Genomic DNA, 25550 nt, shown 5'->3' on the forward strand with positions numbered 1-25550 from the left:
ATCGACCCGATGACCTACATCGCCAAGGGCGCGGGCGCGGGCCTGTCGAAGATCGGCGACATCAGCGCGGCGCTGAAGGGCGTCGGCAACATCGACATCCCCACCCTCCCGGACGGCTCCGTCCACCTGCCCGACGGCCGTCTGATGGACCCGAACGGCAACCTCATCGCGCCCAACGGCGTCATCGACACGACGCCGGTCACGCACGAGACCGGGCCGGCGGTCCCGCACGGCGCGAACACGCCGACGCTCCCGGCCCACTGGACGATCCAGGGCAGCGGCCAGCCGCCGGTGTACGCGGGCGTGCACGCGGGCGACGGCATGCCGCACACGGTCGACAACGCCGCGCACCACAACGCCCCCGGCGGGCAGTTCGGACCGCCGCCCACGGCGACGCCGTACGGCCACGTGCCGTCGCCGTCCGCCTACGACCACGTGCCGTCGCCGTCGGCGTACGACCAGACGCCGGCCACCGCACCGCACACCGGCGGTGGTCACCCCGGCGGCACCCCCTGGTACCACCAGACCGCGGGGACCAACCCGGTGCACGACATCCCGACCACGCCGCACACCGGCGGGCCCGACGTCCCCGGCCCCGGCGGCCACACCCCGGACGCCCCGCACGGCACGGGCCACGACCTGCCGGGCGGCACTCACGCCGACGACGCCTCGCACGGCGCCGGACACACGGACGACGCGGCGCACACCGGCGACCCCACGCACACCGGGGACCACACGGACCTCGGCGACCACGTGGGCCTCGGGGACGACGCCGTGGACGGCGCCGCACACCACGGCACCGACGTGCCGGGCACCCCGGCCCATCAGGGTGCGGACGTGCCGGGCAGCGGGGCGGGGGAGCCGTTCGAGTACAAGCCGGTCATGTCGGCGGACGACTTCGACAACCTGGCCACCGACGCGGAGCGGCACGCGGTGGCCGCGGCGGAGCTGGAGCGGGGGACGAACCCGTACCCCAGCTCCAGCAACCACGCGGGGCAGGCGTATGGCGACGCGTACTGGAACAACTACATCGACCAGCTCGACCCCGCCGCCAAGGACGCGCTGAACAAGTACAGCGACTTCTACTACACGCAGATCAACGGCCAGCTGCGGGACGGGGCGGTGCGGCCGCCGGTCACGGACATCGTCGACAACATGGACCGGGTCATGGGCACCCGCCCCGTACCCGAGGACATCATGGTCGTGCGCGGTACCCGGATCGACCACCTCGACCTGGACTCGCCGCTCGACATGCAGGGCAGGACCTTCGGCGACGACGGCTACACTTCCACGTCGCTCGGCAAGGACCCGGCCTTCGAGCACCAGCCGGTGGTCATGCACTGGCGGGTGCCCAAGGGCACGCCTGCTCTGTGGATCGACTACATCTCCGCGAACAAGGGTGAGCGGGAACTGCTGCTGGCGCGCGGCACGCAGTACAAGGTGACGCGCGTCTTCATGGACTCGGCGGGCAAGTGGCACGCATACGGGGAGGTCCTGCCGAGGTCGCACTGAGCGGCCCTTGATCGGATGGGGCAGGGCCGTCTTTGCGGATCGGGCAGACGTACAGGAATGTGGACATCATGAGCAGCGAACCACCACTCAACTCGCGTTTCGCGGAAGACCTGCAGATGAAGCAGGTGGCAGGTCCCGCGACGTACCACCGTGACACCGACGGACCGGTCGCGTACCTGAGCGTCGCCGACCGGGCCGGGACGGTCATCGGGTACGTGTGGGCGAACGACAGGGACGAAGCGGCCGGCTGGGTGGTGCCGCAGGGCCTTTCGCCCAACGCCGTCAACGCCGGTGGGCGGTGGGTGCGGGCGCTGCGCGGCGGAAAGGCCCGGGAGCTCGCCCCGACGGCCCTGCTCGCGGAGCTGGCGCAGGGCGCGAACGACAACGAACAGAGCCACGTCGTGCCGGGCTCCCGCACCGAGGCCCCGTCCCTGGCCGCACTCAAGGAACTGGCTGCTGGAGGCTGAATCCGTGCCGCACGGCCCGACCGGCACACCCGATCTCGTGCACTACGTCACCGTGACGGCTGCCGACGGCGAAATCGTCGGGTACGTCTGGGGCGATGCCACCGGCGTCGGCTGGGTGCAGTGCCCGGCAGGCCGCGGCGACTCCCTCCGGGCGGGGACGCAGTGGCACGACCGGGCGCGGGAGCTGCACGGACGCGGCCTCGCCCCGCGCGGAGTGCTCAGCCTGCTCAGCCGTGAACCCGGCATCGGCCCCGTCACCGGCGCCGCCGACGTCGCCGCGATCGAGGACATGGCCCGGGTCCCCACCCCGGACGCCGAAGGACACCCGCTCGATCAAGGGGGCGGCGAGGACGTGGACGTCCGGCGGGAACCCACCGACGACCGCGAGGGTTCCCTCCTCATGTGCAGGTTCTGCGGAGGTTCCCCCGCCGCCGACGTCACCTTCCGTGCCCACCGTGGGCTCGTCGTCCTCATGGGGTTCCAGAAGTCGGGCGGGCCCGTGTGCATGACCTGTGGGCTGGCCGTGTACCGGGCCTACACCACGCACACCCTCTGCGTCGGCTGGTGGAGCCCCCTCTCGCTGTTCGTCTTCGCGCCGTTGACGCTGGTCCGCAACGTCCTCGCCGTGCGTCGGGTGAAGCGGCTCCCCGCCCCGGGGCCGGGGACGCTCGGCCCGCGCCACGATCCTGGCGTGCCCGTACGCCGGCGGCCGCGGGCGTACGTCGCTCTCGTCCCGGCCCTGTGGGTGCTCTTCATGATCGTGACGGGGCTGTCGGGAGGGGTGTGAAAAGCCGCGAGAGGCCGCCGCACCCCGGCTGTACGCATGGCGCGTCCATGTCTTATGTTGCGGAAGCGTAGTCAGGGGGAGCCGCATGCCGCAGGAGATGAGTCTCACCGAGGTCGAGGCCGTCGCCCGCACCGCCCACGCCGGGCAGACGGACAAGGCCGGACGGCCGTACGCCGAGCACCTGTCGGCCGTCGCCGAGGGGGTGCGCGCCCGGGGCGGGGAGGACGACCTCGTCGCCGCCGCCTGGCTGCACGACGCCGTCGAGGACGGAGCGCTGAGCGAAGAGTGGCTGGCGCGGGCCGCGCTGCCGCAGCGCACCAAGGACGTCGTACGGGCCGTGACCAAGCGGCCGGATGAGGAACCGCAGGCGTACGCACGCCGGATTCTCGCCACGCCGGGGGCCCGGCTCGTCAAGGCCGCGGACCTCGCGCACAACGCCGACCCGGACCGCCTCGCCGTGCTCGACGAGCACACGGCGCGGCGGCTGACGCAGAAGTACGCCACCATGCGCGGCCTCCTCGGGCTCACCCCCGACGACTGACGACCGCGCAGACCCACGACCGAACGACGACGAAAGACGAGGACGTACGACGCCGTACGACCGCGACGACGTACGACCACGACGACGTACGACCACGACGTACGAGCACGACGAACGACCACGACCTCTACGGCACGGGACGACGACTGAATGGCACGGGACTACGACAGCCAACTGCTGGAGTCGGTGGCGGTGCGCCGGCGCCGGATGCGCGACGCGCTGCTCTTCGGCGCGCAGCGCGCCCGGCGCACGGCCGACGAGCGGCTCGGCAAGATCTTCGCGGGCATCGCCATCGCCGCCGTACTGTGCGCCGGCTGCATCGGCTGGTCCTTCGTCCAGTCCACCCTCGCCAAGCAGCGGGCCGAGCAGGAGAAGCAGCGCCAGCAGCAGGAGCAGATGTACAACCCGTCGCCCAGCAAGTCCGCCGTAGAGGGTGGGGAGAAGCAGTGAACGCGGTGTGCGTGACTGACGTGAGCACGTCGCCCGGCGCCGATGGCCGAAACGACGCGATGATAGGTTCCGGTGAGTGGTGAGCACATCAACGACGTCCCGGACTCAACTGAGCCGGGTCACCCTGGTCGGTGAGCGACGACGCGCCGACATCGTCCTGCCCTCGGACACGCCGATCGGCCAACTGCTCCCCGACATACTGCAGTTGCTGGACGACCGGGCCGCCACCCGGCCGACCACCCGGCAACTCATCAGCACCGACGGCTCGGTGCTCCCGCACGAGGCCACGCTGTCGTCGGCCGAGGTACCGGACGGCGCCGTACTGCGCCTGGTGCGCGCCCATGCCGCACCGCCCGCCCCGGTCGTGCACGACGTCACCGACCAGGTGGCCGACGACCTCGACCTGCGCGGCTGGCGCTGGCGTCCGGCCGCGCGCCGGGCCAGCGCGGGTGTGGCCACCTTCGCCTTCGCCGTGGCCGCGGCGGTGCTGGCCCGCCGGGAGTTCGGGCTGGAGTCCGTCGCGACCGCGCTGCTCGCCGTGACCGCCGTCTTCCTGATCGCCGGTGCGGTGGTCGCGAAGACCGGCGGCGGCAACGTGGGACTCGCCAGTGCCCTGCTGCTCGCCTCGGGCGGGCTCGGCGTGCTCGCCGCGTGGACCACGGCCGACGCCTACGACTGGCCCGGCACAGCCCGGCTGGCCGGGGTCGTCACCGCTCTGGTGCTCACCCTCGTCCTGCTCGCCTTCTTCTCACCACTCGGCCGCGGCGGACTCATCGGAGCCGGTGCGGCCGCCGTCATCACCGTCGTGTGGGAGGCCGTCGCCGCCGTGCAGGACCGGCCCGAGCGGCTCGGCGCCGTGATGGCGGTGTTCTCCGTGGTGCTGCTCGGCCTGCTGCCCCGGCTCGCGCTGATGGCCTCCGGCCTCACCGGGCTCGACGACCGCCGCTCCACGGGCACTTCGGTCAGCCGGCACGAGGTCGGCAACGCGCTCGCCGCCACCCACCGCGGCCTCGCCCTCGCCACCGTGGTCACCGCCGCCTCGGCCGCCGCCGGCGGCTGGCTGCTGACCACCGGGGAGGACCCGGCCGTGTGGTCGGTGGTCCTGGCCTCGCTCACCGCGGTGGTCCTGCTGTCCCGGGCGCGGGCCTTCCCGCTGGTCGCCGAGGTCGTGGCGCTGTTCGGGGCGGCGGCGCTGCTCGTCGTACGGCTCGCGGTGCTGTGGCTGGACCAGGCGGGTGGCGCCGGTGCGCTCGTCCTGCTGGCCGCCGCGGCGCTGCTGCCGCTGCTGGTCCTCGCGATCGAGCCGCCGGAGCACGTCCGGGTGCGGCTGCGGCGCCTGGCCGACCTGATCGAGTCCCTCGGTGTGATCGGGCTCTTCCCGCTCGCCGTCGGGGTGTTCGGCATCTACGGGCAACTGCTCAACAAGTTCTGAGGCTTCGAATACCAGACGCCGACACGCGTCGCTCCGGGCGGGACGACGAAGCGGGAGCGTCGCGGGAGAGAAAGGGCGACATGCCGAGCGGGGACAACTGGCAGGGCGATGTCCTGCGCGACCTGAGGGCCGGCACGGCCGGACAGCGTGCCGCGCAGCCGGGCGCCCGGTCCGGGGAACAGTCCGGCGCGCAGCCGGACCAGGCGCATCCACAACAGGAACAGCAGCAGCCGCAGCAGCAGTCGGCAGGGCAGCCGGCCCCCCATCCCGGCCCCGGCCCCGGCCCCGCGTACGGCTACCCCCAGGCGCACCCCCAGGCCCAGCAGTCCGGTCCGGGCCCCGCCTACGGCTACCCGCAGCAGCAGCCCGCCCCCGGCGTCCCGCAGCAGCAGGCGCCTCACGCCCCCTCCCAGCAGCAGGCCGCCTACGGCTACCCGCAGCAGGGTCATCCCGACCAGGGCCCGCAGCAGCCCACCGCCTCCCAGCGGTACCCCGACCAGACACAGGCCTACGCCGCCCACCCGCAGCAGCAGGCCGCGCCCGCCCCCGCGCCGCAGCCCGCGCCCGTCCGCCGTGCCCCGGCCTCCCGCGCCACCCCCGACTCCCGCCCGGCCGTCGACAGGCGGATCGCAGACACCGGCCTCAAGCCCCGCCGCGGCGAGCCGTTCGGCACCCGCGCCCTGCGCGCCGTCCGCCGTACCGTCTCCTCCTCCGCCGCGCGCGAGGTCGCCGAGACGACCGCCACCGCCGAGGTGCTCCAGCAGGCCGTCACCACCGGCCGGCAGATCGCGGTCACCTCCATCCGCGGCGGCTCCGGCAAGACGACGGTCGCCGCCCTGCTCAGCACCACCTACGCGCACTACCGGCAGGACCCGGTCCTCGTCGTCGAGGCCGACCCGGCGCTCGGCTCCCTGCCGCTGCGGCTCGGCGCGGAGAGCCTGCGCTGGACCACGGGGGACCTCGCCGACGTGGTCGAGCCGCAGATGTCGCTGCTCGACGTGACCGGCTACCTCGTCCAACTGCCCGACAACGCCTGGCTGCTGCCCGGCAGCCAGGGCCAGGTCGGCGCCATGCTCGACACCCGGGCCTACGAGCGCGTCATGGTGTCGCTGCGCCGCTACTTCGGGGTGACCGTCGTCGACTGCGAGACGCTGCCCGCCGAGGTGGCCCGTACCGCGCTGTCGGCCGCCCAGGCCCGCGTGCTGACCGTGCCCGCCACGCTGGAGGGCGTCGCCAGCACCCACGCCGTGCTCCAGTGGATGCGCGGACTGCCCCGGGACATCACCACCTCGACCGTGGTCGTGCTCACCGAGACGGTGCCGCACGCGGGCGTCGACCTGGACAAGGCCGCCGAACCGCTGAAGGCCACCGGTGCGAGCGTACGGATCCTGCCGTACGACCGGCATCTCGCGGCCGGCGGCACCATCCGCACCGACCTGCTCGCGCGGGCCACCCGGCAGGCCGCCGCCGCCCTCGCCGCGGAGGTCTTCCAGCTCTCCCAGAAGCGCCGTTGAGCTCCCCGGAAGGGAAAACCCAGAGGCAAGGACGATGAGCACCCGACTGATCCACCGCCCGGCCCGGACCACCCGTCCCCCGGCCGCCCCCGCGTCGCGCACCATAGAGGCCCCGCCCAACCTGCCCGACGGCAAGGCGGGTTCGATCGCGACCTCGCTGCTGCCCGTCGCCGGTGTGATGTCGTCCGTCGTGATGATGACGGTCGTGCGCAACAGCCAGTTCGCGGCGCTGGGCGCGATCATCCTCGTGGTCACCATCATCGGCTCGCTGATCCTGGTGTTCTCCCAGCGCGGCAAGGCCCAGCGCACCCGCCGCACCCAGCGCGAGGCCTACCTCGCCTACCTGGAGGACCTGCGGGAGGAACTGTCCAAGGAGGAGCGCGAACGCCGGGAACGCGCCCAGGTGCTCAACCCGCCGCCGGACGCTCTCTACGACATCGTGCGCGACCCCGCCCGGCTGTGGGAACGGCGCCGCATGGACGGCGACTTCCTGCGCGTGCGCGTCGGCACCGGTGAGATGCCGGTACGCGACCTGAAGGTCGGCGACCAGGGCTCCTCCGTGCTCACCCCGCCCGACCAGTTCATGCTCAACGAGGCCTCCGCGCTGGTCTCCCGCTTCGGCACCGGCACCGAACTGCCGCTCACCGTCCCGCTCGACCGGGTCGGCAACATCAGCGTCATCGGCAGCCGCGAGGACACCCTCCGGGTCGCCCGCGCCCTGCTCGTGCAGGCCGCCGCCACCCACGCCCCCGACGACGTGGCGATGGCGCTGGCCGCGCCCGGCGACCGGATCGGCGACTGGGAGTGGGCCAAGTGGCTGCCCCACCTGCTCGACGGCGAGCAGTTCGACGGGCCGGTCGCCGCCCGCCGGATCGCCCCCTCCATGCCCCAACTGGCCCGCCAGATCGGTCCCGAGCTGCGCCGCCGCGCCTCCTACGCGGCCGAGGTGCGCCGCGGCCTGTCCGGCCGGGACGCCCTCGCCATGTCCTCCCGGCTGATCGTCGTCGCCGACGCGCACGGCGACGACGCCGTGGACCTGCCGCGCCCCGACGACGCGGTCGGCCTGCGCGACATGGGCGTCAGCGTGCTCCACCTGCTCGACGAGCGGGTGCAGGAGCCCGGCAGCGTCGGCGTCCGCATCACCGTCGAGGGCGAACGCGTCGTCATCGAGGACCTGCGCGAGAGCGAGCCGATCAGCGCCCACGGCACCGTCGACGAGGTCGGCACCGCCTTCGCCGAGGGCCTGGCCCGGATGCTGGCCCCGCTGCGGCTGTCCGCCGACTCCATGGGCGCCGACGCCCCGCTGACCGGCCCGGTCGACTTCGCCGAGCTGCTCGGCATCGACGACGTGGCCCGCCTGGAACTGGACCGGCTGTGGGCGCCGCGCGGCGAACGGGCGTTCCTGCGTGTGCCGATCGGCATCAGCGACTCCCGCGAGCCCGTCCTGCTCGACCTGAAGGAGTCCTCTGAGCTGGGCATGGGCCCGCACGGCCTGTGCGTCGGCGCCACCGGCTCCGGCAAGTCCGAGCTGCTGCGCACCCTCGTGCTCGCGCTGGTCGCCACCCACCCGCCCGAGGACCTCGCCCTCGTCCTCGTCGACTACAAGGGCGGTGCCACCTTCGCGCCCTTCGCCGACCTGCCGCACGTGGCCGGCGTCATCACCAACCTGGAGAACCAGGCAGGCCTCGTCGAGCGTGTCCACTCCTCCCTGGCCGGTGAGGTCAAGCGCCGCCAGCAGGTGCTCAAGGACGCCGGAAACGTCGCGGACATCGGCCACTACGCCGCGCTGCGCGCCGAGAAGCGCCCCGACCTGGAGCCGCTGCCGCACCTGTTCGTGGTGATCGACGAGTTCGGTGAACTCCTCACCGCCAAGCCCGACTTCATCGATCTGTTCCTGTCCATCGGCCGGATCGGCCGGTCCATCGGCGTGCACCTGCTGCTGTCCAGCCAGCGCATCGAGGGCGGCAAGCTCAAGGGCCTGGACACCTACCTGTCGTACCGGCTCGGCCTGCGCACCTTCTCCGCCGACGAGTCCCGCACCGTGCTGGACACCACGGACGCCTTCCATCTGCCCCCGCTGCCCGGCTTCGGCTACCTCAAGGTCGACACCAGCCACTACGAGCGGTTCAAGGCGAGCTACGTCTCCGGTGCCTACAGCGGCCCCGTGCAGCGCGAGACCGAGGACACCGGCCCGCTCGCCCTGGCCTACGAGGCGTACAACTCGCTCGGCGAGGAGTCCGGCGCCGCGCCCGAGGCGCAGCCGCAGATGCGGCGCCGGGAAACCGGGCCCACCGAGATGGGCGTGATGATCGACCAGCTCGAAGGCGCCGGCGCTCGCGCGGTACGGCAGATCTGGCTGCCCCCGCTGCCCGCCGCGGTCGCCCTCGACAAGGTCGCGGGACCCGTCGAGGTCGGGCCGCGCGGCATGCAGCTGGCCAAGCGGGGCGGCCCGCTGCGGGTGCCGCTCGGCGTCCTCGACGACCCCACCAAGCAGTGGCAGGGCCAGTGGTACCTGGACCTCACCCTGGCCGGCGGCCACGCGGCCGTCATCGGCGGCCCCGCGTCCGGCAAGACGACCCTGCTGCGCACCCTCGCGCTGTCCCTGGCGCTGACGCACACCCCGCAGGAGGTCGGCATCTACGGCCTCGACCTGGTCGGCGGCGGCCTTCAGGCGCTGTCCGGGCTGCCGCACGTCGGCGGCATCGCCGGCCGCGCCGACCGGGAGCGTGCCGCGCGCACCATCGACTCGGTGCGGGCCATGCTCGACCAGCGGGAGGAGCTCTTCCGCATCCACTCCGTCGACTCGCTCGAACAGCTGCGCACCCTGCGCGCCGGCGGCCGTGTCACCGAGCTGGCCTCCACGGAGATCGTGCTGCTCATCGATGGCTTCGGCGCGCTGCGCGACGACTTCGAGGAACTGGACGACGCCGTCGCCGACATCCTCAAGCGCGGCAGCGGCTACGGCATCCACGTCGTCGCCGGCATGCTCCGCTGGAACGACGTGCGCATCGCCACCCAGTCCCAGTTCGGCACCCGCGTCGAGCTGCGCCTGAACGACCCCAGCGAGTCCAGCATCGAACGCAAGCTCGCCCAGACCCTCTCGCCCGAGGAGAAGGGCCGCGTCCTCACCGACGGCAAGCTGTTCGCCCAGGTCGCGCTGCCCCGCACCGACGGCCTCGCCGACACCGCCGACCTCGGTGCCGTCCTGGAGCGCACCGCCCGTACGGTCCGCGCCACCTGGACGGGCGACGTCGCCCAGCCGGTGCGGGTGCTGCCGCACGTCCTGGAACCCCAGCAACTGCCCACGCCGGCCGCCGAGCCGCGCCGCGTCCCCATCGGCCTGGACCAGACGCAGCTCGCCCCGGTCCTGCTGGACCTGTTCCACCACGACCAGCACCTGCTGATCATGGGCGACAGCGAGTGCGGCAAGACCAACCTGCTCAAGGTGATCACCCAGGGCCTGATGGAGCGTTACGGCGACGACGAGCTGGTCTTCGGCGTCTTCGACCCGCGCCGCGGCCTGCGCGGCACCATCCCCGAGGAGTACCGGGGCGGCTACGCCTACAACGCCAAGCTGTGCGCGGGCCTCGCCGCCGGCATCGCCTCCGAACTGGAGAAGCGGCTGCCCGACGAGGGCTCCGACGGCGCGGACCTGGAGCCCGGCAGCTTCTCCGGCCCGCGGATCGTGATCGTCGTCGACGACTACGACGTCCTGACCACCGCCGGCCAGCAGCCGCTGGCGCCCTTCGTGCCGTACATCCCCTCGGCCGTCGACATCGGTCTGCACTTCGTCCTGACCCGGCGGGTCGCGGGCGCCTCCCGCGGCCTGTACGAGCCGATGCTGCAGAGCCTGCGCGAGTCCGGCGCCTCGGCGCTGGTGATGGCCGGCGACCGCAGCGAGGGCCAGCTCTTCCCCGGCGTCTACGCCAGCCATCAGCCGCCGGGGCGGGGCACCCTGCTGCGCCGTGGCGAGGCCACCCGCCTCATCCAGACCGTCTACGCGGGGACCAGGTGAACCCATGACCAAGGACGTCATCGCCCTCACGAAGAAGATGCCCGACCCGCTGAGCGTGCTCGCGGGCCTGCTCTCCGGCGGCCCCGACAAGCTGGTGGGCGCCGAGGGCGACGGAGCCGTGGTGCGGCTCTGCGACGAACAGGGCCGTCCGCTCGTCTCCGTCGAGGCACCCCTGCTCGTGCAGGTCCGGGGCGAGGCCGAGCGGCTGCTCGGGGCGCGTGAGCCCGAGACGCCGTACTGGTGGACCGAGGCCCGCGCCACCACCGGCGTCAAGGAGGCCGCGGAGCTCGCCGGGACGTTCGCCGCCCGGCTGGCCACGCTCGTCGGCGGCACCGCCTGGCCCCGGGAGGCCGCGCGGTCGATGGGCGTGGTCCGGACGGACGGCATCGGCGTCGTGCCGGCCCGGGCCGCCGCGCAGCCGGCCGTCGACGTCCTCACCGACAAGGTCGCCGTCGTCATCCAGGACCGCCCCGTCGTGGCGATGACCGCGTGGCTCGCGGACGCCTTCCGCGCCGCCGCGGACGCCGGACGCGGCCTGCAGATCGTCACCCCGGCGGGCACCCGCATGTCGCCGGCCGTCCGGAACGCCCTGCCGGGCTGGCCCTCGCGCTGGGTGGTGCAGGACGAGCGGGACGGCTACTACGACGGCCTGTCCGGGGCCGTACTGCGCTGGGACAACGGCCTCTTCGTGACCGTCGAGTCCCCGGAGGCGACCCCCGAGGACCCGCGCACGCCGGTCGCCCGCACCTTCGGGGAGGGCATCGCCGACACCGGCGAACGACAGCTGGCCATCTCCTTCCGCACCGTCCACCCGGCCGACGACCGCCTCGTGCTCGGCGGCGCCGTGGAGGCCGTGTGGCAGGCGATCACCGGCGAACCGCCGTCCGGCTGGGGCACCGAGGAGCCGGCCAACCTGCCCTGGTCGCTGCGGCAGTTGACCGACGTTGCCCATGAACGGACCCCGGCGCCGACCTGGCTGGTGGTCGTCGGCACGCCCGAGCGTCCGGGCCTCGCGACCGTGCGCATCACCCGGACCAAGGCCGGTGTCGAGGAGGACGTCACCATGGCGTTCGGCTACGGCGCGCACGAGGAGGTGCCGGAGGGCGCCGTCCCGGCCGCCGCGGAGGCCCTGGCCACCCGGCACGACCTCCAGTCCATGCTGGTGCAGATCCGCCGGGCCCGCCGCGACCTGTCCGTACCGCCCCGATTCGAGGGCCCGGGCGTGCCGTACGCCTTCGTCCTGGGCGCCGAGGAGGTCCGCACGATGCCCGGCGACCGGGCCCGGCGCACCCCGCTGCCGGAGCGCCCGCGTGAACTCGGCCCGCGCACCCGCCCGGCGCTGTACTACCCGCTGCCCGGCGACCCCTCGGACCTGTCGGGCTGGCAGGACTTCGAACGCCTCATGCGGCATCTGAAGGGCGCGTCCTGAAGATTCCGCGCTTCTGAGCGAAGGGCCGGGCCACCACCGCCGTACGCGCGGTGGTGGCCCGGCCCATCGCTCTCAGCCCAGCGGGGCCTTCTCGAGGGACTTCTCCGTGGCCTCGGCGGCGGCCTTCTCCGCCGCCTTCTCCCGCTCCCGCGCCCCCTGCGCCGCGTCCTGCCGGAACGCCCAGGCCATCTTCGGCTCCATCGCGAACCGGAAGGCGCGCTGTACGGGCTTGGTGCACAGCAGCGTGACGGCGGCGGCCGCGAGCGCGCTCACGAGAATCTGGCCGAGCGGCCGGTGCAGCCAGTCGGGCTCGAACCAGCCGCGGTAGTCACCGGCCTTCACCAGGAAGCCGTGGAGCAGATAGCCGTAGAGCGTGCCCGCGCCGAGCGCCGTGAACCACATCTGCCGGCCCGGCACCCAGGCGAAGAAGCAGGCGGTCAGCAGCAGCGAGCAGCCGAACATCGCGAGCACCATCACCGGACCCGCCCACCACGGCGCGCCCATCTGCTGGGCGGCGTCCCGGTGGAAGAACCACCCGGTGCCCATCCGCGGCACCGTCCACCAGCCGACCGCCAGCGCGGCCGTGAACACGGGGACCGCCAGGAGCCGCACCGACCGCCGGCGAACCATCTGGAAGTGCTCCGGCTTCATGCACAGGCCCAGCACGAAGTACGGCAGGAACTGGAGCACCCGCTGGAGGTCGAGGTCCTCGCCGATCGACGGGGAGACGGACGCCAGCATGGCGATACCGAGCGCGAGGGGCAGCGGCCAACGCACCAGATTCCACAGGGGAGTGGTGAGCCGCCAGACGAACAGCGCGACCAGGAACCAGGTCAGATACCAGGGGTCGAGCAGACTTATGTCCTGACCCGGGTCATCGGCGACGACACGCTTGAAGAGCGGATAGGCGGTCTCGAAGATGATGTACGGCACGGCGACGCCGGTGACCAGTCTTTTCAACCGGTCGGGGCGCATGTCGAAACTGCGCGAGAAGTAGCCGGAGATGATGATGAACGCCGGCATGTGGAACGCGTACACAACGTGGTACGCGCCTTCCAGGATCCGGCTGTCCCCCTTCAGCGGCTCCCATGCGTGAGCCACCGCCACCAGGACGATCGCCAGGTACTTGGCGTTGTCGAAGAAGGCATCGCGCTGTTTGACCTGTGCCTGAAACATCTGAGGCACCCTAGCCCCGCCCGTGGGCTCCCGTAAAACTCTCCACGTCATTCCGGGTTCAGTCGTCGGTCACCTTTCTTTAGGTGCTGAGAAACCTCGGAAAACCGAGAAAACGGGCAATTGGAAATATCCCCGTGCACGTTGTGGGCGACGTTGTGTGGGTGTGGAAACGATCAGGTTGAATTCCCGCGACGGCGGCTTGTCAATTCCCTTACGGGGCGCACGCGGTGGGCGTTCGGGGCAGCGCGGAGCGCGCCGGGGTGCGGCGCTGGTGTGGTCGGGGTTACGTCACGCGCCGCATAGGGGAGGCCTGTTGGTGGCACGATGGTTCTGGCGGGGGTCGCGCGGGCTCGTGGCCCCGGCCGGGAGAGCGGACCGACCGAGGGTGTGATCAGTTGTGGCCATTTCACTGTCAGTGGTGCTGCTGTTGGCGATCATCCTGGTGGTGATGATGCGAGGGGGCTCGATCAAGGCGGGACCCGCCATAGTGGCGATCCTCTTCGGCTTCTTCCTCGCCTCGACCGGGATGGCCCCGTCGATCAACCGCTTTCTCGACTCGATAGCGGACACGATCAACTCGATCAGCTTCTGACGGGCTCGACCGGCTTCCGGCTGCCGGTCCGGAAACGCCTCGGGGCCCGGCAGGAGGGTGAACCTCCTGCCGGGCCCCGAGGCGACAGAGCGGGCGACGGGAATCGAACCCGCGTAGCCAGTTTGGAAGACTGGGGCTCTACCATTGAGCTACGCCCGCGCACAACGCGCCGCAGGTCAGTAGCCCGCGGCACTGCAGGCATCGTAGCGGGTCGGCCGCCCTCACCGCACACCCCGTTCCGCCCGGACGCCGACATCGCACCGCCCTCGGGGAAAGGGGCAGCTCCGCTGCCTGCGGGCATGTACCCTACGTGTCGCACCAGACGGGGTGTGGCGCAGCTTGGTAGCGCGTCCGCTTTGGGAGCGGAAGGCCGTGGGTTCAAATCCCGCCACCCCGACCACTCACCCGATCACCACGCGTGATCGCCTTTTGGGCCGTGTAGCCGCTGCCGTTACTATGCAAGCTGCACGCCCGTGTGTCTCATCACTGATAGTCCTCAGGGCGGCTACATCCGCCGGGCCCGTCGGGCGCCGGCAGAACCCGAGAAGTCAGCCACAAGGAGACCGAACCGTGAAGAGCGCCGTGGAGACCCTGAACCCGACCCGGGTTCGGCTCACTGTCGAGGTGCCCTTCGAGGAGCTCAAGGACAGCCTCGACGCGGCGTACAAGAAGATCAACCAGCAGGTCACGGTGAAGGGTTTCCGCAAGGGCAAGATCCCCGCCCGGGTCATCGACCAGCGGTTCGGCCGCGGTGCCGTGCTGGAGGAGGCCGTCAACGACGCGCTTCCGAAGTTCTACACGGAGGCGGTCAACGAGGCCGAGCTCAACGTGCTGGGCCAGCCCGAGGTCGACATCACCGAGCTGAAGGACAACGAGCTGCTGTCCTTCACCGCCGAGGTGGACATCCGCCCGGCCATCGAGATCCCGGACTACTCCGGCATCGAGGTCGAGGTCGACGCCGTCGAGGTCACCGAGGAGGACATCGACAAGTCGGTCGAGCAGCTGCGCGAGCGCTTCGCCTCCACCACGCCGGTGGAGCGCGCCGCCGAGGACGGCGACGTCGTGACGATCGACCTGGAGGCCAAGGTCGACGGCGAGGTCCTGGAGGACGGCATCGCGAGCGGTGTCTCCTACACCATCGGCTCCGGTGAGCTGCTGGACGGCATCGACGACGCCGTGACGGGCGTGGAGGCCGGTGGCGAGGCCACCTTCACCTCCGAGCTCAAGGGCGGCTCGGCGGCCGGCCAGGAGGCCGAGGTCACCGTCAAGGTCGCCCAGGTCGCCAAGCGTGAACTGCCCGAGCTGGACGACGAGTTCGCGCAGCTCGCCTCGGAGTTCGACACGCTGGACGAGCTGAAGGCCGACAGCCGCAAGCGCCTGGAGAACATGAAGCAGTTCGACCAGGCCACGCAGGCCCAGGAGCGCGTCCTGGAGAAGCTGCTGGAGCTCGTCGAGGTGCCCGTCCCCGAGAAGCTCCTCGAGGACGAGATCAACACCCGCAAGCACAACCTGGAGCATCACCAGCTCGGCCAGATGGGCCTCACCCTCGACAAGTACCTGGAGATCCAGGACAAGACCGCCGAGGAGTTCGAGACCGAGACCCGCGAGGCCGCGGTCAAGGGCATCAAGACCCAGTTCGTCCTCGACGAGCTGGTCAAGCAGGAGAAGCTCAACGTCAGCCAGGAGGAGCTCACCGAGCACCTGATGCGGCGCGCCGCCTCCTCCGGCATGTCCCCCGACCAGTTCGCGCAGGCCGTCGTCGAGCAGGGTCAGGTTCCGCTCCTGGTCGGCGAGGTCGCCCGCGGCAAGGCCCTCGCGGTCGTCGTCGAGGCCGCCACGGTCAAGGACACCAACGGCGAGATCGTCGACCTGGACGACGAGGAGGACGAGGCCGCCGAGGCCGAGGCCGAGCAGTCCGGCGAGGTCACCGAGGGTGACAAGAAGGACGACGAGGCGTAAACAGCCGTAGAGAGGGCCCCGGGACGATCACGCCCGGGGCCCTTTTGCCATCAGGCGCCCCTCGGCCCACGTCGGCCCACGTCGGCCCACGTCGCTACGCCCCCGGCGAACACTCCCGTCTCCGGGATTCCCCGAAGGGACCCGCGCGTTAGGGTCCATGAATACGACACGTGAGACGGCCCCGCGCCGTCGCAAGACGAGCAGGTGGATACGTGACGAATCTGATGCCCTCCGCCGCCGGCGAGCCCTCCATCGGTGGCGGCCTCGGCGACCAGGTCTACAACCGGCTGCTCGGCGAGCGGATCATCTTCCTCGGCCAGCCGGTCGACGACGACATCGCCAACAAGATCACTGCACAGCTGCTGCTCCTTGCCGCCGATCCGGACAAGGACATCTACCTCTACATCAACAGCCCCGGCGGCTCGATCACGGCCGGCATGGCGATCTACGACACCATGCAGTTCATCAAGAACGACGTGGTGACCATCGCCATGGGCCTCGCTGCCTCGATGGGTCAGTTCCTGCTCAGCGCCGGCACGCCCGGCAAGCGCTTCGCGCTGCCGAACGCCGAGATCCTGATCCACCAGCCGTCCGCCGGCCTCGCCGGCTCGGCCTCGGACATCAAGATCCACGCCGAGCGGCTGCTGCACACCAAGAAGCGCATGGCCGAGCTGACCTCCCAGCACACGGGCCAGTCGGTCGAGCAGATCACCCGTGACTCGGACCGCGACCGCTGGTTCGACGCCTTCGAGGCCAAGCAGTACGGCCTCATCGACGACGTCATCCCCACGGCTGCCGGCATGCCGGGCGGCGGCGGCACCGGGGCGGCCTCCTAAGGGCCTCTACGGCCCTTCCGGGTCCGTATACCGCCCAGCGCCCCAGCCACCGCCCCAGCCCCTTTCAGGAGACACCGTGAACGACTACCCCGGCAGCGGCCTCTACGACCGTACGCACGCCGAGTACACCGGCCCCCAGGCCGAGTCCCGCTACGTCATCCCGCGCTTCGTGGAGCGCACCTCCCAGGGCATTCGTGAGTACGACCCGTACGCGAAGCTCTTCGAGGAGCGCGTGATCTTCCTCGGCGTCCAGATCGACGACGCCTCCGCCAACGACGTCATGGCGCAGCTGCTGTGCCTGGAGTCGATGGACCCCGACCGGGACATCTCGGTCTACATCAACAGCCCCGGCGGCTCCTTCACCGCGCTGACGGCGATCTACGACACGATGCAGTTCGTGAAGCCGGACGTCCAGACGGTCTGCATGGGCCAGGCGGCCTCCGCCGCGGCCGTGCTGCTGGCAGCCGGCACGCCCGGCAAGCGCATGGCGCTTCCGAACGCGCGTGTCCTGATCCACCAGCCGTACAGCGAGACCGGCCGTGGTCAGGTCTCCGACCTGGAGATCGCCGCGAACGAGATCCTGCGGATGCGCTCGCAGCTGGAGGAGATGCTGTCCAAGCACTCGACCCAGTCGATCGAGAAGATCCGTGAGGACATCGAGCGCGACAAGATCCTCACCGCCGAGGACGCGCTGGAGTACGGGCTGATCGACCAGATCATCTCGACGCGCAAGATGAACAACTCGACGGTCCGCTGACGCGGATCGGGTAATGTACGCCGCTCCTTGGCACGGTGTGACACTGTGCGTGGCAAGGTGCACGTCAAAGTGAACCGTGCCAAGGGGGGCCCGAACGGGGGGCTCGGCAAGGTACCGTCGGACATAAGGCAGCACCAGGAGCCGCTGGACCAGGTGTCCAGTCGTCTCCCAGGCGAAGGGGAAGCACACCGTGGCACGCATCGGTGACGGCGGCGATCTGCTCAAGTGCTCGTTCTGCGGCAAGAGCCAGAAGCAGGTCAAGAAGCTCATCGCAGGCCCCGGTGTATACATCTGCGACGAGTGCATCGATCTCTGCAACGAGATCATCGAGGAAGAGCTCGCTGAGACCAGCGAGGTGCGCTGGGAGGAGCTGCCCAAGCCCCGCGAGATCTACGAGTTCCTCGAGGGGTACGTGGTCGGCCAGGAGGCGGCGAAGAAAGCCCTCTCCGTCGCCGTCTACAACCACTACAAGCGCGTCCAGGCCGGGGAGAACGGCGGCGCCCAAGGCCGCGACGACGCCATCGAGTTGGCGAAGTCCAACATCCTGCTGCTGGGCCCCACGGGCTCCGGCAAGACCCTCCTCGCGCAGACCCTGGCGCGCATGCTGAACGTCCCGTTCGCCATCGCCGACGCGACGGCGCTCACGGAGGCGGGCTACGTCGGCGAGGACGTCGAGAACATCCTGCTGAAGCTGATCCAGGCGGCCGACTACGACGTCAAGAAGGCCGAGACCGGGATCATCTACATCGATGAGATCGACAAGGTCGCGCGGAAGAGTGAAAACCCGTCCATCACAAGGGACGTGAGCGGCGAGGGCGTGCAGCAGGCCCTGCTGAAGATCCTGGAGGGCACCACGGCCTCCGTGCCGCCGCAGGGCGGACGCAAGCACCCGCACCAGGAGTTCATCCAGATCGACACGACGAACGTGCTGTTCATCGTGGGCGGCGCCTTCGCCGGACTGGAGAAGATCATCGAGTCCCGGGCGGGCGCCAAGGGCATCGGCTTCGGCGCGACCATCCGCTCGAAGCGCGAGCTGGAGGCCAAGGACCAGTTCGAGGACGTCATGCCGGAGGACCTGGTCAAGTTCGGCATGATCCCGGAGTTCATCGGCCGCCTCCCGGTCATCACCTCGGTGCACAACCTCGACCGCGAGGCTCTCCTCAAGATCCTGGTCGAGCCGCGCAACGCCCTGATGAAGCAGTACCAGCGCCTCTTCGAACTCGACGGCGTGGAGCTGGACTTCGAGCGCGAGGCCCTCGAAGCCATCGCCGACCAGGCCATCCTCCGCCAGACCGGCGCCCGCGGCCTGCGCGCCATCATGGAGGAAGTCCTGATGTCCGTGATGTACGAGGTCCCGTCCCGCAAGGACGTCGCCCGCGTCGTCGTCACGGCGGACGTCGTCCACTCCAACGTCAACCCGACCCTGATCCCGCGCGACGCACGGGGCCGGGGGCCGGGGGAGCAGAAGTCCGCGTAACCCGCGACGCAGCACACGAGAACGGGCCCCGGTCAACCGACCGGGGCCCCTTGCCATGTGCTGCCGCGTCAGGCCTTGACGCGGATCTCGGGCCGAAGCTTCGAGGTGAGGTCGATCGCGACGTCCTTCGTCACGCCCTTGGTGGTGTCACCGGGGGAGACCATGACGATGGTGCTGTGGTCGGCCCAGGCGCAGAACCAGTCGGTCTTCTCCTTCTTGGTCGCCTGGTCGGTGCCCTTGGCCGCCTGGCACTTCATGTACGCGCCGTCCAGGTCGGCTTCCTCGGGCTCGCCGACCAGCTCGGTCCTGGGGGTGCCCGGGTCGCTGGAGGTGTCCTCCTCGGCCGACTTCTTGAAGTTGGCGAAGAACGTGTCCAGGGCCTTTTCCGGGTCCGCGATGTCTCCGTAGGCACCGGCGAACGTGAGGCCCTTGGCCGTGGCGAGCTCGCTCGGGTCGGGCGCGGTGCTCGGGTCGGAGGGGTCGTACCCGGTCAGGTCCGCCGTCGAGTAGATGCCGAGCACCGTCTTGGCGTTCTTGACGCCGCTCTTCTCCAGCTCGCCCACGGAGTCGTCACCGGCGCTCGCGCCGTCGTCGGAGACCCGCTTGTAGTCGGAGAGCACGGTCTCCGGCGTCGCCACCTTGTGCGCGCCGTCGTCCTCGACGCCCGCGCCGCCGCCCCCGCCGATCACGAAGTACGCGCCCACCGCGATCGCGGCGACGACCGCCACCGCGCCGATGATGAGGCCCGTCTTCTTCTTGCCGCCCGGGGCCGGCGGCATCGGCGCGCCGTAGGGGGCCTGGCCGTAGGGCGGCTGCTGGCCGTAGGGCGGGGTCTGGGGCGGGACGCCCTGCGGAGGCTGCTGCGGGTAGCCGTACCCCGGCTGCGGCTGGCCGGGCTGCTGGGGGTAGCCGTAGCCGGGCTGGGGGGCCTGCGGCTGCTGGCCGTACGGACCCGGCTGGCCGTACGGACCGGGCTGCTGGGGCTGCCCGCCGTACGGGCCCGGCTGGTTGTAGCTCATTCCTGGGTTCCCCTCCAGATGCTTATGTGTTCACGACATCCTGGCGCAGACACAGGAAACGCACCGCATCGGGGGCATCACCGTTACACAAGAATCGAGTTTCGGGACCACCCGGTGACACCCCTAAACTGAGCGGGTGACCGAGAACGCTCAGCAGCAGCCACCAGCGCCCCACACCGAACTGCCGACCCAGTACGCGCCGGCCGACGTAGAGGGGCCGCTGTACGAGCGCTGGGTGGAGCGGGGTTACTTCGAGGCGGACGCGAAGAGCGACAAGCCGCCCTACACCGTCGTCATCCCGCCGCCGAACGTCACGGGCAGTCTGCACCTCGGGCACGCCTTCGAGCACACGCTCATCGACGCCCTGACCCGCCGCAAGCGCATGCAGGGCTACGAGACGCTGTGGCAGCCCGGCATGGACCACGCCGGCATCGCCACGCAGAACGTCGTCGAGCGGGAGCTGGCCAAGGAGGGCAAGTCCCGGCACGACCTGGGCCGTGAGGCGTTCGTCGAGCGCGTCTGGCAGTGGAAGGCCGAGTCCGGCGGGCAGATCTCCGGGCAGATGCGCCGCCTCGGTGACGCCGTCGCGTGGTCGCGTGAGCGCTTCACCATGGACGAGGGCCTGTCCCAGGCCGTCCAGACCATCTTCAAGCGGCTCCACGACGACGAGCTGATCTACCGCGCCGAGCGCATCATCAACTGGTGCCCCCGCTGTCTGACCGCCATCTCGGACATCGAGGTCGAGTACCAGGACGACGACGGCGAGCTCGTCTCCATGAAGTACGGCGACGGGGACGAGACCATCGTCGTCGCCACCACCCGCGCCGAGACGATGCTCGGTGACACCGCCGTCGCCGTCCACCCCGAGGACGAGCGCTACAAGCACCTGGTCGGCAAGCTCATCAGGCTGCCGCTGACCGACCGTTCCATCCCGGTCGTTGCGGACGAGCACGTCGACCCAGAGTTCGGCACGGGCGCCGTCAAGGTGACCCCGGCGCACGACCCGAACGACTTCGAGATCGGCCGGCGCCACGACCTGCCCGCCATCACGGTCATGGACGAGCACGCCGTCATCACCGCCCACGGCCCCTTCCAGGGCCTGGACCGGCTGGAGGCCCGCTCCGCCATCGTCGCGGCGCTGCGCGCGGACGGCCGGATCGTCGCCGAGAAGCGGCCCTACGTCCACTCCGTCGGCCACTGCTCGCGCTGCAAGACCACCATCGAGCCGCGGCTGTCCATGCAGTGGTGGGTCAAGGTCGGCCCGCTCGCCAAGGCCGCCGGTGACGCGGTCCGCGACGGCAAGGTCAGGATCCACCCGCAGGAGATGGAGAAGCGGTACTTCGACTGGGTCGACAACCTTCACGACTGGTGCATCTCACGGCAGTTGTGGTGGGGCCACCGCATCCCGGTCTGGTACGGCCCGCAGGGCGAGGTCGTCTGCGTCGGCCCCGACGAGGAGCCGCCGAGCGGTGAGGGCTGGCGTCAGGACTCCGACGTCCTCGACACCTGGTTCTCGTCCGGCCTGTGGCCGTTCTCCACGCTGGGCTGGCCCGGGCGGACCGAGTCGCTCGCGAAGTTCTACCCGAACTCCGTCCTGGTCACCGGCTACGACATCCTCTTCTTCTGGGTCGCCCGGATGATGATGTTCGGGCTGTACGCGATGGACGGCACCGCGCCGTTCCACACCATCGCGCTGCACGGCATGGTCCGTGACCAGAACGGCAAGAAGATGTCCAAGTCCTTCGGGAACGTGGTCAACCCGCTGGACTGGATGGACAAGTACGGCTCCGACGCGCTGCGCTTCACGCTCGCCCGCGGCGCCAACCCGGGTGTCGACGTCCCGATCGGCGAGGACTGGGTCCAGGGCTCCCGCAACTTCGCCAACAAGATCTGGAACGCCACGCGCTTCGCGCTGATGAACGGCGCGACGGTGGACGGCCCGCTGCCCGACGCGTCGGCGATGTCCTCGACCGACCGCTGGATCCTCTCCCGCCTGAACTCGGTGGTCGCCGAGGTCGACGCGTACTACGAGGACTACCAGTTCGCGAAGCTCTCCGACGCCCTGTTCCACTTCGCGTGGGACGAGGTCTTCGACTGGTACGTCGAGCTGTCCAAGACCACCTTCCAGGCGGGCGGCGAGGCGGCCGAGGTCAGCAAGCGCGTCCTGGGCGAGGTCCTGGACGTCACGCTGCGGCTGCTGCACCCGGTCGTCCCCTTCGTGACGGAGACGCTGTGGACCACGCTGACCGGCGGGGAATCCGTCGTCATCGCGCAGTGGCCCGCGGACAGCGGCTTCCGTGACGCGCCCGCCGAGCGGGAGATCGGGACGCTCCAGTCGGTGATCACCGAGGTCCGCCGCTTCCGCGCCGACCAGGGTCTCCAGCCCGGCCAGCGAGTGCCGGCGCGCCTGAGCCTGGACGGCACGGCGCTGGCCCCGCACGAGCCGGCCGTCCGCCAGCTGCTGCGGCTTCAGCCCGAGGGCGAGAGCTTCGCGGCGACGGCGACGCTGCCGGTGGCGGGCGTCGAGGTCGCGCTGGACCTCTCCGGCGTGATCGATGTCGCGGCGGAGCGCAAGCGGCTCGCCAAGGACCTCGCCGCCGCCGAGAAGGAGAAGGCCCAAGCCACGGCGAAGCTCGGCAACGAGGCGTTCCTCGCCAAGGCCCCGGACCAGGTCGTGGACAAGATCCGCACCCGCCTGGCCAAGTCCGAGGAGGACATCGCGCGGATCCGGGCCCAGCTGGAGCGTCTGCCGCAGGCCTGAACGTCATCACCCGCGTGAAGGCCCCGGTGCCCGTACGGCACCGGGGCCTTCACGCCCCCAGGGGCCGCGAGCCCCGTACCAGGCATCTCTACGGCGTCGGGGACCCTCACGCCCTTCAGGGGCGCGGGGAACCGCGCGAGCAACCACGTACGCCCCGCACCCGGACGACGAGCCGGGCCACCCGCGCCCCCGCGGCTCGCAGCCCCGCACCACACCACCGGCCCACGGATGAGCAGGCGCCGCAAGCCACCGCACGCGCTGTCGGCACCTCTCCGTAGACTGGGCCCCGTGAGTGAGCTCCCCCCGCACGACAGCGGCGACCAGACCGACCCCGGTGAGTCGTTCGACGAGATCATCGCCGCCGAGACCGAGCGCGACCCCGACCTCGCGGTGATCGAGGCCGGCAGTCGGACCCTGCGCACACAGGGCGGCCCGCCGGAGGCCGACGTACCGGCGCGCCCCGAGGACCCCGAGACCGACAAGGCGCTGCGGGAGGTCGAGGCGGAGCTCGCGACACGCTGGGGCGAGACCAAGCTGGAGCCGTCCGTCACGCGTATCTCCGCGCTGATGGACGTGCTGGGCGAGCCGCAGCGGTCGTACCCCTCGATCCACATCACGGGCACCAACGGCAAGACGTCCACCGCACGCATGATCGAGGCCCTGCTGGGCGCCTTCGAGCTGCGGACCGGCCGGTACACCTCGCCCCACGTGCAGTCCGTCACCGAGCGGATCAGCCTCGACGGGTCGCCGATCGCCGCCGAGCGCTTCATCGAGACGTACCAGGACATCAAGCCCTACGTCGAGATGGTCGACGCCCAGCAGGACTACCGGCTGTCGTTCTTCGAGGTGCTGACGGGCATGGCGTACGCCGCCTTCGCCGACGCGCCCGTGGACGTCGCCGTGGTCGAGGTGGGCATGGGCGGGAGCTGGGACGCCACCAACGTCATCGACTCCGACGTCGCCGTCGTGACGCCGATCGACCTCGACCACACCGACCGGCTCGGCGGCACGCCCGGCGAGATCGCCGGTGAGAAGGCCGGGATCATCAAGTCCGGCGCCACCGTGATCATGGCCCAGCAGCCGGTGGACGCCGCCCAGGTGCTGCTGAAGAAGGCCGTGGACGTCGACGCGACCGTGGCCCGCGAGGGGCTGGAGTTCGGCGTCGTGTCGCGGCAGGTCGCCGTCGGCGGGCAGCTGCTGACGCTGCGCGGGCTCGGCGGTGAGTACACCGACGTGTTCCTGCCACTGCACGGCGCGCACCAGGCGCACAACGCCGCCGTCGCGCTCGCCGCGGTGGAGGCGTTCTTCGGTGTCGGCGCGCAGCGGCCCGAGCCGCTGTACATCGACACGGTGCGCAAGGCCTTCGCCGCCGTCGCCTCGCCGGGCCGGCTGGAGGTCGTACGGCGGTCGCCGACCGTCGTCCTCGACGCCGCGCACAACCCGGCGGGCGCCCGGGCGGTCGCCGAGGCGGTCGGTGAGGCCTTCCAGTTCAGCCGGCTCATCGGGGTCGTCGGAGCCAGTGGCGAGAAGGACGTACGCGGGCTGCTGGAGGCCTTCGAGCCGGTGTTCGCGGAGGTCGTCGTCACCCAGAACTCCAGTCACCGCGCGATGGACGCCGACGAGTTGGCGGGCGTCGCCGTCGAGGTGTTCGGCGAGGACCGGGTGCAGGTGGAGCCACGGCTGCCGGACGCGCTGGAGGCCGCGATCACGCTGGCCGAGGAGGAGGGCGAGTTCGCGGGCGGCGGTGTGCTCGTCACCGGATCCGTCATCACGGTCGGCGAGGCCCGACTGCTGCTGGGAAGGGGCTGACCCACGATGCGCACGCTCTGTGCTTCCACCCTGATCGGCGAGGTCTTCGTCATCGGCTTCGCCGGTCTGGTCGCGATGAAGGACCCCGACCTGGCCATGTCGACGGTCTGGACGGTCAGCGGCATCGCGATGTTCCTGTGCCTGGTGCTGTGCGGCCTGGTGACCCGGCCGGGCGGGGTGGCCATGGGCTGGGCGCTCCAGCTCGGACTCATCGCTTCCGGATTCTTCGTCCCCACGATGTTCTTCCTGGGGGCGATGTTCGCCGCGCTGTGGTGGGCTTCCGTCCATTACGGCAGGAAGATCGACGAGGCCAAGGCCCGATTCGCCGCCCAGGCTGACACTGCGTGACGAAGGCCCGGTCGGGCCCTGTAGCCTCATCACCCCGCACCTCGCGTGACCCCAGAAGGAGCCCCGTCGTGACCCAGCGCACCCTCGTCCTCCTCAAGCCCGACGCCGTCCGTCGTGGCCTGACCGGCGAGATCATCAGCCGCATCGAGCGCAAGGCCGGCTGGCAGATCACCGCGCTGGAGCTGCGCACCCTGGACCAGGAGACCCTGGAGCAGCACTACGGCGAGCACAAGGGCAAGCCCTTCTACGAGCCGCTGGTCCAGTTCATGGCGTCCGGCCCGGTCGTGGCGCTGATCGTCGAGGGAGAGCGAGTCATCGAGGGGGTGCGCGCGCTGGCCGGCCCGACCGACCCGATCGCCGCCGCGCCCGGCTCGATCCGCGGTGACTACGGCGTCATCGTGCGGGAGAACCTGATCCACGCCTCCGACTCCGAGGAGTCGGCCGAACGCGAGGTGAAGATCTTCTTCCCCGGTCGCGCCTGACACGCCGCCGAGGAAGCGGAACGAATTCACCACGCGTCCTTCTGAGGGACCGTCACCTTTTCAAACCGCCTGACCTGGGACGGCCGCGCATTTCCGGCCGTCCCGCCGCATAACCGTGCCGATCGGGGGAACGAGTGCCCCCGATGGCCCGTCTCCACAAGCGAGGCGGCGCGCCATCTGATGACAA

Annotated in this window: 20 protein-coding genes and 2 tRNA genes; 19 read left to right on the forward strand and 3 right to left on the reverse strand. The window is 71.0% G+C overall.

Annotated elements, in window-relative coordinates:
• The 9 genes from ACFV6X_RS13975 to ACFV6X_RS14015 form a co-directional block, all read left to right on the forward strand.
• A partial coding sequence (locus ACFV6X_RS13975) for an ADP-ribosyltransferase (protein WP_385382324.1) occupies positions 1–1512 on the forward strand: 1512 nt, incomplete at its 5' end.
• A 68-nt stretch (positions 1513–1580) separates the two neighbouring features.
• Positions 1581–1979 carry a hypothetical protein gene (locus ACFV6X_RS13980; RefSeq protein ID WP_385382327.1) on the forward strand — a complete coding sequence of 133 codons (399 nt, stop codon included), beginning with the start codon at positions 1581–1583 and terminating at the stop codon, positions 1977–1979.
• A gap of 4 nt (positions 1980–1983) precedes the next feature.
• On the forward strand, positions 1984–2766 hold the full coding sequence (locus ACFV6X_RS13985) for a hypothetical protein (RefSeq protein WP_385382330.1): 783 nt from the start codon (positions 1984–1986) through the stop codon (positions 2764–2766).
• A gap of 85 nt (positions 2767–2851) precedes the next feature.
• Positions 2852–3307 carry an HD domain-containing protein gene (locus ACFV6X_RS13990; RefSeq protein WP_385382333.1) on the forward strand — a complete coding sequence of 152 codons (456 nt, stop codon included), beginning with the start codon at positions 2852–2854 and terminating at the stop codon, positions 3305–3307.
• Positions 3308–3457: 150 nt separating this feature from the next.
• On the forward strand, positions 3458–3757 hold the full coding sequence (locus ACFV6X_RS13995; protein ID WP_385382336.1) for a hypothetical protein: 300 nt from the start codon (positions 3458–3460) through the stop codon (positions 3755–3757).
• Positions 3758–3833: 76 nt separating this feature from the next.
• Entirely contained in the window at positions 3834–5189 is a 1356-nt protein-coding gene (gene eccD / locus ACFV6X_RS14000; RefSeq protein WP_385382338.1) for a type VII secretion integral membrane protein EccD, read from the forward strand.
• 80 nt (positions 5190–5269) lie between these two features.
• The gene (locus ACFV6X_RS14005; RefSeq protein ID WP_385382341.1) at positions 5270–6703 is read left to right on the forward strand and encodes a hypothetical protein; all 1434 of its coding nucleotides are present in this window, start codon (positions 5270–5272) and stop codon (positions 6701–6703) included.
• 34 nt (positions 6704–6737) lie between these two features.
• Positions 6738–10718, forward strand: a complete 3981-nt coding sequence (eccCa, locus tag ACFV6X_RS14010) for a type VII secretion protein EccCa (protein WP_385382343.1) — start codon at positions 6738–6740, stop codon at positions 10716–10718.
• 4 nt (positions 10719–10722) lie between these two features.
• Entirely contained in the window at positions 10723–12147 is a 1425-nt protein-coding gene (locus ACFV6X_RS14015; RefSeq protein ID WP_385382346.1) for a DUF6177 family protein, read from the forward strand.
• Positions 12148–12219: 72 nt separating this feature from the next.
• Here the strand turns inward: ACFV6X_RS14015 and ACFV6X_RS14020 are convergent, their stop codons facing one another.
• The gene (locus ACFV6X_RS14020) at positions 12220–13323 is read right to left on the reverse strand and encodes an acyltransferase family protein (protein ID WP_385382349.1); all 1104 of its coding nucleotides are present in this window, start codon (positions 13321–13323) and stop codon (positions 12220–12222) included.
• Positions 13324–13720: 397 nt separating this feature from the next.
• On the opposite strand from ACFV6X_RS14020, the gene ACFV6X_RS14025 reads away from it, so the two are divergent.
• Positions 13721–13915: a hypothetical protein gene (locus tag ACFV6X_RS14025; protein ID WP_141314327.1), complete on the forward strand. Its 195-nt coding sequence runs from the start codon at positions 13721–13723 to the stop codon at positions 13913–13915.
• 88 nt (positions 13916–14003) lie between these two features.
• On the opposite strand, the gene ACFV6X_RS14030 is transcribed toward ACFV6X_RS14025, so the two are convergent.
• Positions 14004–14074, reverse strand: a tRNA-Gly gene (locus ACFV6X_RS14030).
• 164 nt (positions 14075–14238) lie between these two features.
• Between ACFV6X_RS14030 and ACFV6X_RS14035 the strand changes: the two genes are divergently transcribed.
• The 5 genes from ACFV6X_RS14035 (at position 14239) to clpX (ending at position 18944) form a co-directional block, all read left to right on the forward strand.
• A tRNA-Pro gene (locus ACFV6X_RS14035) sits at positions 14239–14315 on the forward strand.
• A gap of 170 nt (positions 14316–14485) precedes the next feature.
• The gene (gene tig / locus ACFV6X_RS14040) at positions 14486–15874 is read left to right on the forward strand and encodes a trigger factor (protein WP_385382352.1); all 1389 of its coding nucleotides are present in this window, start codon (positions 14486–14488) and stop codon (positions 15872–15874) included.
• A gap of 224 nt (positions 15875–16098) precedes the next feature.
• Positions 16099–16710 carry an ATP-dependent Clp protease proteolytic subunit gene (locus tag ACFV6X_RS14045; protein WP_385382694.1) on the forward strand — a complete coding sequence of 204 codons (612 nt, stop codon included), beginning with the start codon at positions 16099–16101 and terminating at the stop codon, positions 16708–16710.
• 76 nt (positions 16711–16786) lie between these two features.
• Entirely contained in the window at positions 16787–17467 is a 681-nt protein-coding gene (locus ACFV6X_RS14050; RefSeq protein WP_385382355.1) for an ATP-dependent Clp protease proteolytic subunit, read from the forward strand.
• Between the two features lie 190 nt (positions 17468–17657).
• Positions 17658–18944 carry an ATP-dependent Clp protease ATP-binding subunit ClpX gene (gene clpX / locus ACFV6X_RS14055; RefSeq protein WP_365452301.1) on the forward strand — a complete coding sequence of 429 codons (1287 nt, stop codon included), beginning with the start codon at positions 17658–17660 and terminating at the stop codon, positions 18942–18944.
• Between the two features lie 68 nt (positions 18945–19012).
• Here clpX and ACFV6X_RS14060 read toward each other — a convergent pair whose 3' ends face one another.
• Positions 19013–19963: a hypothetical protein gene (locus ACFV6X_RS14060; RefSeq protein ID WP_385382358.1), complete on the reverse strand. Its 951-nt coding sequence runs from the start codon at positions 19961–19963 to the stop codon at positions 19013–19015.
• A 136-nt stretch (positions 19964–20099) separates the two neighbouring features.
• On the opposite strand from ACFV6X_RS14060, the gene ACFV6X_RS14065 reads away from it, so the two are divergent.
• The 4 genes from ACFV6X_RS14065 (at position 20100) to ndk (ending at position 25363) form a co-directional block, all read left to right on the forward strand.
• Positions 20100–22724 (forward strand): valine--tRNA ligase, encoded by a 2625-nt coding sequence (locus ACFV6X_RS14065; RefSeq protein WP_385382361.1) that lies wholly within the window; start codon positions 20100–20102, stop codon positions 22722–22724.
• A gap of 288 nt (positions 22725–23012) precedes the next feature.
• A complete protein-coding gene (locus tag ACFV6X_RS14070; RefSeq protein ID WP_385382364.1) occupies positions 23013–24533 on the forward strand; it encodes a bifunctional folylpolyglutamate synthase/dihydrofolate synthase in 1521 nt (506 codons plus the stop codon).
• Positions 24534–24539: 6 nt separating this feature from the next.
• Entirely contained in the window at positions 24540–24881 is a 342-nt protein-coding gene (locus tag ACFV6X_RS14075) for a DUF4233 domain-containing protein (RefSeq protein ID WP_365452308.1), read from the forward strand.
• 68 nt (positions 24882–24949) lie between these two features.
• Positions 24950–25363 carry a nucleoside-diphosphate kinase gene (gene ndk, locus ACFV6X_RS14080; RefSeq protein ID WP_385382367.1) on the forward strand — a complete coding sequence of 138 codons (414 nt, stop codon included), beginning with the start codon at positions 24950–24952 and terminating at the stop codon, positions 25361–25363.
• The last annotated feature ends 187 nt before the right edge of the window (positions 25364–25550 follow it).

Origin of the sequence: Streptomyces sp. NPDC059861 (assembly GCF_042731435.1) — a bacterium.
Classification (GTDB): Bacteria; Actinomycetota; Actinomycetes; order Streptomycetales; family Streptomycetaceae; genus Streptomyces.